Genomic DNA, 12,459 nt, shown 5'->3' on the forward strand with positions numbered 1-12,459 from the left:
TGCAACAACATTTCGGTTTCTGTAAACTCCTCAGTAGGTAAATGAGTTGTTGGTTTTACATATGATTTGTTGCTTTCCTCTAATTCTTTTTTCTTACGAATGCTTGATAATGAAAATACAGAAACACCAGGTTTTACAGTATTTGCAGCTACAGGTTTAGCTTCAGCTACTTTTTCGGGAGCTTGAGTTTCAGACTTTACAGGGTCTGGAGTTGAATTTTGGGTTGCAACAGTTTCTGCTTTCTTCTCGGCAGGAGCCTTAAGTTCTGTGATTGAGAAAGTAGGATTTCTATAATAAGTAGGCGGAATTATGTATTGGTTAACTTTTTTTTTTCTCCATCATAATTGATAGAGGCTAATTGCATTAAACAAAGTTCGACCAATAAGCGTTGATTCTGACTCAGTTTGTATTTTAAATCACAATCATTAGCGATTTCGATTCCTTTTAAAAGAAATTCTTGACTCGTTTTTTGAGATTGCGACGCATACATTTGTTGTGCTTGTTCACCAACTTCAAGAAGAGCTATAGTAGCAGGAGTTTTGCTAACTAATAAATCTCTAAAGTGAGATGCTAGTCCAGCAATAAAATGATGACCGTCAAAACCTTTGGCTAAGATGTCATTGTAAGCAACTAATAATTCAGGAATTTTATTTTCAAGTATAAAATCAGTAATAGCAATATAAGTTTCGTAATCTAAAACGTTTAGGTTTTCGGTAACTGCCTGACGTGTTAAATTAGTACCGCAATAAGAAACAACTCGGTCAAAAATAGACAAAGCGTCACGCATTGCTCCATCAGCCTTTTGTGCAATAATGTGTAGTGCATCGTCTTCATAAACGACACCTTGACTAGTTGCAACTTCAGCTAGGTGCTCTTTTGCATCTTTTACTGTGATTCTTTTGAAGTCAAAAATTTGACAACGAGATAAAATCGTTGGAATGATTTTATGCTTCTCGGTTGTTGCTAATATAAAGATGGCATGTTTAGGCGGTTCTTCTAATGTTTTCAAAAAAGCATTAAAAGCGGCCGAAGATAACATGTGCACCTCGTCAATAATATAAACTTTGTATTGTCCTGTTTGTGGAGGGATTCTAACTTGATCAATCAAACTACGAATATCATCAACAGAGTTGTTTGAAGCAGCATCTAATTCAAAAACGTTAAATGCAAAATCTTCATTTGGATCATCATAACCAGGCTGATTTATTTTTCGAGCAAGAATACGTGCACAAGTTGTTTTACCAACTCCACGCGGTCCAGTAAATAATAAAGCCGAAGCTAGGTGATTACTTTCTATGGCATTTAGTAAAGTGTTGGTAATGGCTTTTTGTCCCACAACATCTTTAAATGTCTGTGGGCGATATTTACGAGCCGATACTACAAATTGTTCCATAGATTGTTTATTGGATAGCAAAGATAGATTATAATTTAAAGATTTAAAAATTTAAATTTTGAAAGATTTACAGTGTTTTTATAGCCACTGATTTTTAAAGAATTACTAATTAATACTATCTCTTTATTTTTATCTTGTTGTTATATTTCGCTAATTTATGATTCACTTTTAGAAAGTTAATTTGTAATGGAAAAATGAATTATTTTAGCTAGATATTAAGCCATTCTTTATTGTTTAAGCAGTATAAAATGATTTAATCTTGTTATTTAGAAGAATTGTTTAATCGTGATTTTATAAAATTGAATAACATGAAGAATAATAAAAAAGAGTTATCACCAGAACAAAGTTCAGAACTACTTAAGATATTGAAAGCTCGTTTTGAGAAAAATAAGAATCGTCATGAAGCCATTGATTGGGTTAAAGTACAAACAAAACTAGAAGCAAGTCCCGAAAAATTATGGGTGCTCAATGAAATGGAAATAACAGAGGGCGAACCAGATGTTGTAGGTTTTGATACTGTGACCAATGAATATATTTTTTACGATTGTTCAGCCGAAAGTCCAAAAGGACGCAGAAGTATTTGTTACGATCATGAAGCACTAGAAAAAAGAAAAGAGAACAAACCAAAAGATAGCGCTGTGAATATAGCGGCTAATATGGGAATTGAGATTTTGAATGAAACCGAATATCGCCAGTTACAGCAACTTGGAAACTTTGATGCTAAAACATCGAGTTGGATTGTAACACCTGCTAATATAAGAAAACTAGGAGGCGCTCTCTTTTCGGATTTTCGCTATGATACTGTTTTTGTATATCATAACGGGGCAGATTCTTATTATGCTGCCAGAGGATTTAGAGGATCTTTAAGAGTTTAGGTTTTTCTCTCAATCCTCTCATATTATTAGAAGGAAGTGTCTCACAAAGTGATTCGAAATAGTTTAAGGAGCATCTTTATGAGATTTCTCATTCTTCGAAATGACAAAATTGAGAGGGGAAAAGTATCATTGTAATTGCCATAAACAGTCATAATCTTGTCACACTGACGAAGGAAGTGTCTCATAAAATGACTCGCTTTTTTTTTGATAATATTTTCTTTATTTTGTATTATTTTTCTGTAAATTGCAGCATTCAAAAATTTTCACTTCTAAAATAGAAGGAGAATATAATTATCTTTGTTTCATAATAATAATCGCTCAATGAAGAATTCTATTGCTTACCTGCCACAAAAGAAACAAAGAGATCTCGTTCGTTTTGTAGAAGAAATAACAAAAAGACTTCCGAAAACTCAGATGATTATTCTTTACGGAAGTTATGCAAGAAACGAATATGTAAATCATGATGAAAAAGTAGAATTTGGTATTCCTACTTCATTCAGAAGTGATTATGATATTCTCGTAGTAACAGATAGTGTAACAGATCAACGTGCAAGCCGAATGCTTGATGCGATTGATAATATGTATTATCGGGATCCAGATTTGCAAACTCCAGTTGAGTTTATTCATGAAAACATCAAGCGATTAAATGAATATATCGATGCAGGGAGATATTTTTATACTCAAATAAAAGAAGAAGGAATTTTACTTTATAACAGTGAGAAATTTACTCTTGCCGAACAACGCCCGCTTCGTTTTGATGAAATAAAAGAGCAGGCAGAAGAATATTTTAAAGATAAATTTGAAAAAGCAAATTTCTTTTTTGAAGATGCAATATTAAACTATGAAAAAGAACGCTATCAAATGGCTTCTTTTTATTTGCATCAAGCTTGCGAAAACAGTTTTCAGACAATTCGATTGGTACATACGTTAACAAACCCAAAGCAACATAATTTGGAAAAATTGTTTTCTTTCACAAGAAAATATTCAACAGATTTACCTTCTGTTTTTCCCAATGATAATCCCGAAGAAAAACGATTATTCGAACTCCTGAAAAGTGCTTATATCGAGGCTCGTTATAATCCTAAGTTCATCGTAACCAAAGAAGATATCGATGCATTGTTGCCTAAAGTAAAACGTTTGTTAGAAATAACAAAGCGAATATGTGAAGCTAAAATCGCCGAATACGCAAAACAGGTATAATCTTATAACGCTGACAAAGGAAGTGCCTTATGAAGAGATTCGATTCAGTTTGACGGTTAATTAACACGTAGGGTTTATTCTCAATCCGCAAAGACCTAACAGGTTTTAAAAACCTGTTAGGTCTGATAAAGTGATTCGATATAGCTTGGGGGGGCTTGATGAGATTTACTTCGTCTATTCGCTAAGGCTCGGGTCTCGTTCCTCGAAATGACAAGAATCCGCTTAATCCGCATTCCATCAACCCAATCTTGTCACACTGACGAAGGAAGTGTCTCATAAAATGACTCGCTTTTTTTTTGATAATATTTTCTTTATTTTGTATTATTTTTCTGTAAATTGCAGCATTCAAAAATTTTCACTTCTAAAATAGAAGGAGAATATAATTATCTTTGTTTCATAATAATAATCGCTCAATGAAGAATTCTATTGCTTACCTGCCACAAAAGAAACAAAGAGATCTCGTTCGTTTTGTAGAAGAAATAACAAAAAGACTTCCGAAAACTCAGATGATTATTCTCTACGGAAGTTATGCAAGAAACGAATATGTTAATCATGATGAAAAAGTAGAATTTGGTATTCCTACTTCATTCAGAAGTGATTATGATATTCTCGTAGTAACAGATGGTGTAACAGATCAACGTGCAAGCCGAATGCTTGATGCGATTGATAATATGTATTATCGGGACCCAGATTTGCAAACTCCAGTTGAGTTTATTCATGAAAACATCAAGCGATTAAATGAATATATCGATGCAGGCAGGTATTTTTATACCGAAATTAAAGAAGAAGGAATTTTACTTTACGATAGCGGAAAATTTACTCTTGCAGAACAACGCCCGCTTCGTTTTGATGAAATAAAAGAACAGGCAGAAGAATATTTTAAAGATAAATTTAGCAGAGCCAATAGTTTTATGAGAAGTTCTATGCATGGTTATAATGATAAAGATTTTAGAATAGTTTCTTTTTATCTTCATCAAGCTTGCGAAAATAGTTTTCAGACAATTCGATTGGTACATACATTAACAAATCCGAAGCAACATAATTTGGAAAAATTATTTTCTTTCACAAGAAAATATTCAACAGATTTACCTTCTATTTTTCCCAATGATAATCCCGAAGAAAAACGATTATTCGAACTCCTGAAAAGTGCTTATATCGAGGCTCGTTATAATCCTAAGTTCATCGTAACCAAAGAAGATATCGATGCATTGTTGCCTAAAGTAAAACGTTTGTTAGAAATAACAAAGCGAATATGTGAAGCTCAAATCGCCGAATACGCAAAACAGGTGCAATCTTAGAATACTGACGTAGGAAGTGTTACATAAGTAGCTCAGCAAATTACTTCCCCAATCTTGTCACACTGACGCAGGAAGTGTCTCATAAAGAGATTCGATATAGTTTGGCGTTAGTTAGTACGTTGAATTTATTCTCAATCCGCAAAGACCTAACAGGTTTTTAAAACCTGTTAGGTCTGATAAAGATACTCGATTCAGTTTGAGGAGTTACTTGTTGAGATTACTTCGTCTATTCGCTATCGGCTCGGGTCTTCGTTCCTCAGGAAGAAAATATTGCAAAGAAAAATGCATAATTGAATCACTATCATTTTATGAAAACGATTGCCCTAGCCCTGATGGGAGCGGCATCCTTTTTCTGTTCGCCTCAACGAACAGAAAAAGATACAGCGGACAGCAGGAATAGCTCCTGAAAATTATCGTCCTCTTATGCTCAAGTCACTTAATATTTTGGCTGTTTCGGAATCTGTATCTGCTGAAAAACCAGCTACGTAAACTCCTTTTTTGCCCGATGTGGATTTTATTCCATAAACCACTGCTTCGTCTCCAGGATCGGAGTTGCCTTCGTATCGATACACATGTACGATTTCAAATTTTTCAGGATTTTTTTTAATTACATCTTCATTTAGATTAAAATCATATGTAAATCCTTTCTCGTTTAATTGATCCAAAGCCTTGGATACAGTTGCGTAATGATACATTCTAATCATAATAAATGAAATTTTAGTGGTTAACGCTTAAAGATAACTATTTTAAGATTAAGTGTTTGCAAAAGAGTGTTAAAGTAAATTTTGTAATGCTCGTAAGTATCCTATAAAAATGCTAAATTTGCACCGCAGACCGCCTTATCGTCGTTTTGAGAAATCAAAAGGGAGGAAAGTCCGGACACCAAAGAGAAGCATAGCGGGTAACACCCGCCGGTCCCGATAACCATCGGGATTAGGACAAGTGCAACAGAAAGTATGTACAGGTAATGCTGTAGTGAAACCAGGTAAACTCTATGCGGTGAAATATCAAGTATATCAGCATTTAAGGGCTTCTCGTCCGTTGCTGAAGGGTAGATAGCTTGAACTTATGAGTAATTGTAAGTCTAGATAAATGATAAGGTATTGTTAGTAATAACAAGAACAGAATCCGGCTTACAGGTCTGCATTTTTTTTATTTTCGTGAGAGTATTAAATTAATTTTCATGAATGTATCTTCTTCAAATTATTTCTGAAAATTCAAATAAACAGGTTTGTAGTTCTTAATTAGCTGGAATCTTTTTTATTTGTGCAAAAAATATCATAATGAAAACAAGAATCGGAATTTTAGGATTGGGTGGAGTAGGTGGCTATTTTGGTGGACTTTTGGCGAAAGCTTACGCTGGATCGGATGCTGTAGAAGTAGTTTTTATTGCTCGAGGAAAAGCCATGGAAGTTATTGCTGAATCTGGTTTGAAAATTTGTACTGACGAAGGTGAAACTACCGTTTTCCCAAGCGTAGTATCAAATGTTCCTGAGGTTATCGGTAAACTTGATTTTCTTATTTGTGCTACAAAAACCTATGATATCGAAGAAAGTCTTGAGGCTATAAGTAAATGTATTACTAAGAATACTGTTTTTCTTCCTTTATATAATGGTGTTGATGCTACGGAACGCATTAGTACTATGTTTCCTGACAACGAAGTCCTGCAAGGATGTGTTTATATTGTTTCGATGATTACTTCCCCTGGTGTTATTAAGAAAGTTGGGGTTTACGAAAAGTTGTTTTTTGGTTCTGATAGCGCTTCTATTTACAAGATGAAAGCGTTACAAACAATTTTTGAGAACGCTAAAATCGAAAGCTATTTGGTAGAGAATATCGAAGATACGGTTTGGGAGAAGTTTGTGTTTATTTCGTCATTGGCTTCGGCTACTTCTTATTTAAATCAGAATATTGGTGAAATTTTAGAAAGTGCTGCTGGTCGAAATTTATATGTTTCTTTACTGAATGAAATCACAATGATTGCTGCCGTAAAAGGACTGAATTTGCCCAATGATATTGTTATGCAAACAATTGTCAAATTGGAGAAATCGCCTCGTGAAGCAACTTCGTCTATGCATCGTGATTTATTGGCAGGAAGAAAAATTGAACTTTCTTCGCTTACAGAGTTTGTTGTAAATGAAGGTTTAAAGTACGAAATCGATACGCCAACTTATCAGATGGTTTTGGATAAATTAACGGAACAGGAAAGCAACTAATCGGTTATTTTAAATTCTAATCCGATATTGCGGATGCTATCAATACTTATTCGAGAATCGTCTTTAAAGTATTTTCGAATTTTACTGATGTAAACATCCATGCTTCTTCCTGAGAAAAAGTCGTCATTGTGCCAAATTGATTTTAGAATTTGTTCTCTTTTTAGCATTTGATTTTTATGTTGATAAAAGAAATGAATAAGTGCAGCTTCCTTTTCAGTAAGCTGTTGCGTTATGCTGTCTTTCTTTAGGCATAAACGTTTGGTATCGAATAAATAATTTCCAATTTGTAACTCGCTGGTCTTGTCAAAATGAAGCGTTTTTTGTTGGGTTCTTTTTAAGATATTATTGAGTCGTAAGATTAGTTCTTCGGCTTCAAAAGGCTTAACGATATAATCGTCTGCTCCCAGTTTTAATCCAATAATTTTGTCTTCTTTTAGCTTTCGGGCTGTCAAAAAGATGAATGGTATTTCGAGGTTTATTTTAATGATTTTTTCGGCAAGTGTAAATCCGTCGATAATAGGCATCATAACATCAAACACACAAATGTCGAATGTTGAGGTTTGAAAAATAGCTAAAGCTTCCTGACCATTTTCTGCCCAAGTAACTTCATAATCATACAATTCGAGGTATTGTTTGAGTACGTTTGCAAAATCGGAATCGTCTTCGGCTAAAAGTATTTTTTTCATTTTGAACTCTAAAATTATTTTGTAAATAAGACACAATGTTTGTGTTGAAATCTACCCTTTGGTAATATTGTGAAAAATCTTTTTACACATAAAGACATAGACTTTATGTGTAAAAAAGGATGCAACAAGAAATAAATTTCTTTTACATAGCTATCACGTTAGGACTGAAAACTGTCCTTCGACTCCGCTCAGGATGACAGTGCGACTGAAAACTCAATTAAAAACTTAATTCAACGGAATACTGATGTAAAATTGAGCTCCTTTTCCTAAATCGCTCATTACGGCAATTGATCCTTGATGGGCTTTGATGATTTGATTTACATAATAGAGTCCTAGACCTAATCCTTTTGTATTGTGTAGGTTGCCTTGTTCTACTCGGTAAAATTTATCAAAGAGTAAGGAATGTTTGTTTTTAGAAATTCCAATTCCGTTATCCTGAATGCTCAAACTAAATTGGTTTTTATCTAATGTTGTTTTTATCGTAATTGTATTTGAACCATATTTTACTGCGTTTTCAAGTACATTTAAAATGGCAGTTGTTAAATGAAACTTGTCTAATACCAAAATGGTTTCGCTTGTAGCAAAATAGGTTTGAATGTTAACCTTTGGGTATGCAATCTTAAAATCTTCAATAATCGAATTTAAGAAGGATTCGGCAACGATTCTTTCTTTCTGCATATCCATTTCATTTTCATCTAGTGAATTTGCCAAAACTTGATCGATTAAACTCTGTAAACGATTATTTTGGCGTGAAATAGTATTAAGAATTGATGTGAAATGAATTTCGTTATCACGAATGTCTTTTCGCTCTAGTATTTTGGTCGAAATAGCCAGAGTTGTTAGTGGCGTTTTGAGTTCGTGGGTGATGTTATTAATAAAATCAGTTTTAATGTCACTTACCTTTTTTTGCTTGATTAATGCCCTTAGAGCAATTACAAAAAGTGTAATTAGAGTTAGAATTGATACCAGGGATAAGAACAAAATTAGGCTCATTCTTTTTAGTATTATCATTTCCCAATCAACTACCGAAACATACATAGAATCTTCGGTAAGCAAATTGTAATCTTGCATTTGTGTAGTTACAGTTGCGGTGCTAGCATAATTTCGAACTAAAAAAGCATGGTCTAATGAAGCTAGATTGCCATATAATTTGTTTTTTATAAATGGCTTTTCGGAGAAAATAGTATCTGCTTTTTGTGTGCTATTGTAAATAATGAATTTGTTGAGGACAATAGCAAAATCAATAGAGAAATTAGGAATCTCTCTTTCGAACTTCAGTTGTAATTTTCGGGTTAGTTCGCTTCGGAATTCATTTTGAAGTAAAGCTGTTGTAATATCCGATTTAGTCTTTTTATTATGAACATAATTCTCGGCTAATCGCTTGTATAGATGTTCTTTTTTGTAAACAATTGTCGAATCAATGTCATTATAATCATTTGTGATGCTGGCGATTTCATTTTTTATCTCAGCATGAAATTGTGCTACTTTATAATCATAAGTCGTTTTTACTAAATAGCATTGCACTACAGATAATGCGACCAAGGCAAGAGCTGAAAAAAAGATTAATAGATTGATTCTGTGTTTCATTGTTATCAAAAATACATTTCAAAAATAAGCCTTTTATTTTTTAGTTGATACATTAACGTCGCGTTAACCTACGATTAACTCAGAATAGTAATTTTTAGAGCAATTTTTGCAATCTAATTAATTGAGAATATAAACTATGAAAAAACGATTGTTAATGTTGTTTCTACTTGGAATTACATTTTGTTATGGACAAAAACTCGAGAAAGTTACAGTTGATTACTTAGATACGAGTGATTTATATGTAAACGATGGAGATTTTAATGCTTTGCATTATTATAAAATGGTTCCGAAAAATAAAATCATTGGGGCTTTGGTTATTTTGCCTTCTGGTGGGGAAACTACAGAGAATTTATTGAAACAAATAACATTACATCAACTTGCTGTTGAAAAAGGAATCTTAGTAATTATTCCTTCGGTCAATTTAGGAACAGATACACGAGAGGCTGAGTTTCAATTTTTAGATAAAATTTTTAGCGAGATTGTTGAAAAATATAAGGTTTCAAAAGATAAATTCATTTTGGGTGGATTATCAAATGGAGGTATGATTTCATTAACGTATGCCGAACAAGCAGTAAAAAATCCAAATAAATTTTTCTTAATTCCTAAAGGTGTCTTTGCATTAGATGCGCCATTAGATCAAGCGCGTTTTTATAATTATTGTGAAAGAGAGATTAAAAGAAATTTTTCTGAAGCTGGTGCTAATGAAGCAAATTGGATAAAAAGTAATTATGATAGTTTGTATGGAGGTTCACCAGATAAATTTAGAGAAAAATATATCGAGGCTTCTATTTTTTCTTACGGAGCAGAAGAAGGTGGAAATGCTAAATATTTAAAAAATGTGCCTATCCGAATGTACACTGACTTAGATGTTGATTGGCTATTAAATGAACGTCACCGTGATTTGTATGATTGGAACGGAATTGATATAGTCGCTATGATTAACCAATTAAAAGTTATGGGGAATAAAGATGCAAATGTAATTGTTTCTCAAGCTAAAGGAGTGAGATTAGACGGTAGTAAAAATCCGCATTCTTGGTCAATAATGGATTCTGGAGATTGTTTGAATTGGATTTTAAATTTGCTTAAATAATGAATAGTATTAAAATAATTATCATTTTCTTTTTTATTTCTGGATTTGCTTATGCGCAAAATGAAACTCCAAAAGACAGTATTTCGAATAAGTTAAAAGAAGTTGTTATCGATGCTAAAACAAAAACGTTTACCAATAAAAATGGAAATATAAAGGTAGATGTTGCGAATTCTATTTATAATTCGATTCCTAATACTTTGGATTTACTATCTAAATTACCTAAAGTTCTTTTAAGTCCCAATAAAGAGAATATTTCGATAGTAGGTAAAGGAACGCCACTAATTTATATTGATAACCAAAAGGTAGGTATTAATGATTTAAATGCTCTTTCTGTTGATGATATTAAGAGCATAGAAATTATACAGAATCCATCTGTGAAATATGAAGCTGATGGAAGAGCAGTAATTTTGATTACAAGAAAGTTTAGTAAAAAAGAAGGCTTCAAGACAATTTTATCTGAAACAGCTTCTTTTAAGAAAGACTTTAATAATTATATTGGATTTAATTCTAGTTTTAAGAAAGGTAAACTAGAATGGAAGGCTAATTTTAATTACAATCAGTTGCAACCTTGGGAATACCAGAGCGTCGATTATGCAATTCCGAGTGCTTCTATTGTCTCCAATTATGATGTTGATGCTTTTACTAAAAGGAAACAGTTTGTGTTTGGAGGTAGTATGTTTTATAAGATAAATGAGGATGATTATCTGTCATTTACTGTTAGTAGTAAGTTACAAGGTGATACGTTTGGTATTAATTCAAATACTTATAATAAAAAAGAGGATGTCATAAACAATGTTTTAACTTATACAGATAACGATAATAACAAGGACTTTGTAAATTCTTTTTTAAATTATTCTAAAAAAATAAAATCTATTGATACGCAAATTTTTACAGGGATTTTGTACTCAAACTTTAATCAAGGTTTGTTTAGTGAAATTGAAAATAACTATAATAATACTGAGTTTGAATTAACGCAAATTAGAGACCAAAAGTTTAAAGTTGATTTTTTTTCAGGAAGAGTTGATATTGAGAAAAAGTTCAAAAATGAAATGCTAGTTGAAATTGGTGGTTTGTACTCTTCTGCAAATTCAAAGTCGGATTTTGATATTTTCAGCTATGACACAAATCAAAACATACGGAGTCATTATGATTTTAAAGAGCAAAATCTAGCTGGATATGGTCAGTTATCAGGGAAAATTAATAAAATCGATTTTGCGGTTGGACTAAGGGTTGAGAATACTAATGCAAACGGAAAATATAAAACAGATGTAACGCCTCTAATTGAAAAAAACTATACCAATTTTTTTCCGAAAGTAGAATTTACATTTCCGATAGACAGCACAAAAAGTATCAGTGTAAATTATTCTAAAAGTATTTCTAGACCTAACTATTCCTCTTTAAGCCAAGGAACAACTTATATTAATCCTTATTTTGTATATGCGCGAAATATTAATATTGATCCGACATTCAATAATGAGATTTCTACCGTTTTTCAGTATCATGATAAATCTGTTAAGCTAGGTTATTATCGAAATATAAACCCGGTTTATAGTAGTTTTAGTTATGATAAAGAGCAGAATATATTGACCTTTAAAGATGTGAATTTCGATAGAGAATCAGGATTTTCGGTTGATTTTACCTTGCCTTTTAGTTATAAATTTTGGACAACGACAAATTCATTAATTTTTATTTTAGAGAAAATTGAGGACAAATCGGCTCTGTTTTTATCTTCAAAACCTCATTTGTTTTATTATTCAAGTAACGAATTTAAACTTCCAAAAGGATATACTTTTTCTGTTTTTTGTTGGGGAATAACCAAACAAAATATTGGAATATTAGAAAAAAATGAAAGGTTTGTTATGGATATGGGGCTTTCTAAAACTTTTTTTAAAAACTGGAATTGTACTTTGAGTTTTAATAATGTGTTTAATGATAGAGAAATGAAAGAACAATTTGTTGTTAATAATATAAACTCACAAACAAGATATTTGCTAGATTCTCAGGAAATTTCTTTTGCAGTAAAATATTCTTTTGGTAAAATGAAAGACACTGAATTTAAAGGAAAAAGCATAGATGATTCAGGTAGGATTAGGTAGTATTTGTATAAAAATGAG

General features: G+C 32.3%; 10 protein-coding genes and 1 other RNA gene. 7 read left to right on the forward strand and 4 right to left on the reverse strand.

Annotation, left to right across the window (positions count from 1 at the left end):
• Nucleotides 1–307: 307 nt before the first annotated feature.
• A complete protein-coding gene (gene dnaX / locus QWY99_RS06675; protein ID WP_290262991.1) occupies nt 308–1,393 on the reverse strand; it encodes a DNA polymerase III subunit gamma/tau in 1,086 nt (361 codons plus the stop codon).
• Nucleotides 1,394–1,701: 308 nt separating this feature from the next.
• Here dnaX and QWY99_RS06680 point away from each other — a divergent pair, with 308 nt between their 5' ends.
• The 3 genes from QWY99_RS06680 to QWY99_RS06690 all read left to right on the forward strand — a co-directional run bounded on the left by QWY99_RS06680 (nt 1,702) and on the right by QWY99_RS06690 (nt 4,766).
• A complete protein-coding gene (locus tag QWY99_RS06680; protein ID WP_290262993.1) occupies nt 1,702–2,268 on the forward strand; it encodes a DUF4256 domain-containing protein in 567 nt (188 codons plus the stop codon).
• Between the two features lie 321 nt (nt 2,269–2,589).
• Nucleotides 2,590–3,468: a HEPN domain-containing protein gene (locus tag QWY99_RS06685; protein ID WP_290262996.1), complete on the forward strand. Its 879-nt coding sequence runs from the start codon at nt 2,590–2,592 to the stop codon at nt 3,466–3,468.
• Between the two features lie 413 nt (nt 3,469–3,881).
• Entirely contained in the window at nt 3,882–4,766 is an 885-nt protein-coding gene (locus QWY99_RS06690; RefSeq protein ID WP_290262998.1) for a HEPN domain-containing protein, read from the forward strand.
• A gap of 410 nt (nt 4,767–5,176) precedes the next feature.
• Here the strand turns inward: QWY99_RS06690 and QWY99_RS06695 are convergent, their stop codons facing one another.
• Nucleotides 5,177–5,470 (reverse strand): SH3 domain-containing protein, encoded by a 294-nt coding sequence (locus tag QWY99_RS06695; protein WP_290263000.1) that lies wholly within the window; start codon nt 5,468–5,470, stop codon nt 5,177–5,179.
• 122 nt (nt 5,471–5,592) lie between these two features.
• Between QWY99_RS06695 and rnpB the strand changes: the two genes are divergently transcribed.
• Together rnpB and QWY99_RS06705 are read left to right on the forward strand one after the other, a co-directional pair.
• Nucleotides 5,593–5,918, forward strand: an RNA gene (gene rnpB / locus QWY99_RS06700) — RNase P RNA component class A.
• 131 nt (nt 5,919–6,049) lie between these two features.
• Entirely contained in the window at nt 6,050–6,982 is a 933-nt protein-coding gene (locus QWY99_RS06705) for a ketopantoate reductase family protein (protein WP_290263003.1), read from the forward strand.
• Here the strand turns inward: QWY99_RS06705 and QWY99_RS06710 are convergent.
• On the reverse strand, nt 6,979–7,668 hold the full coding sequence (locus QWY99_RS06710; RefSeq protein ID WP_290263006.1) for a response regulator transcription factor: 690 nt from the start codon (nt 7,666–7,668) through the stop codon (nt 6,979–6,981). The two genes, QWY99_RS06705 and QWY99_RS06710, sit on opposite strands and share 4 nt — an antisense overlap.
• Nucleotides 7,669–7,893: 225 nt before the next feature.
• Nucleotides 7,894–9,255 (reverse strand): sensor histidine kinase, encoded by a 1,362-nt coding sequence (locus QWY99_RS06715; RefSeq protein WP_290263008.1) that lies wholly within the window; start codon nt 9,253–9,255, stop codon nt 7,894–7,896.
• A 136-nt stretch (nt 9,256–9,391) separates the two neighbouring features.
• Between QWY99_RS06715 and QWY99_RS06720 the strand changes: the two genes are divergently transcribed.
• Together QWY99_RS06720 and QWY99_RS06725 are read left to right on the forward strand one after the other, a co-directional pair.
• Entirely contained in the window at nt 9,392–10,345 is a 954-nt protein-coding gene (locus QWY99_RS06720; RefSeq protein ID WP_290263010.1) for a hypothetical protein, read from the forward strand.
• On the forward strand, nt 10,345–12,441 hold the full coding sequence (locus QWY99_RS06725) for a TonB-dependent receptor domain-containing protein (RefSeq protein ID WP_290263012.1): 2,097 nt from the start codon (nt 10,345–10,347) through the stop codon (nt 12,439–12,441). The genes QWY99_RS06720 and QWY99_RS06725 overlap by 1 nt, the downstream gene beginning before the upstream one ends.
• Nucleotides 12,442–12,459 lie beyond the last annotated feature (18 nt).

It is taken from the genome of Flavobacterium branchiarum (genome assembly GCF_030409845.1).
In the GTDB taxonomy this organism is placed as follows: domain Bacteria; phylum Bacteroidota; class Bacteroidia; order Flavobacteriales; family Flavobacteriaceae; genus Flavobacterium; species Flavobacterium branchiarum.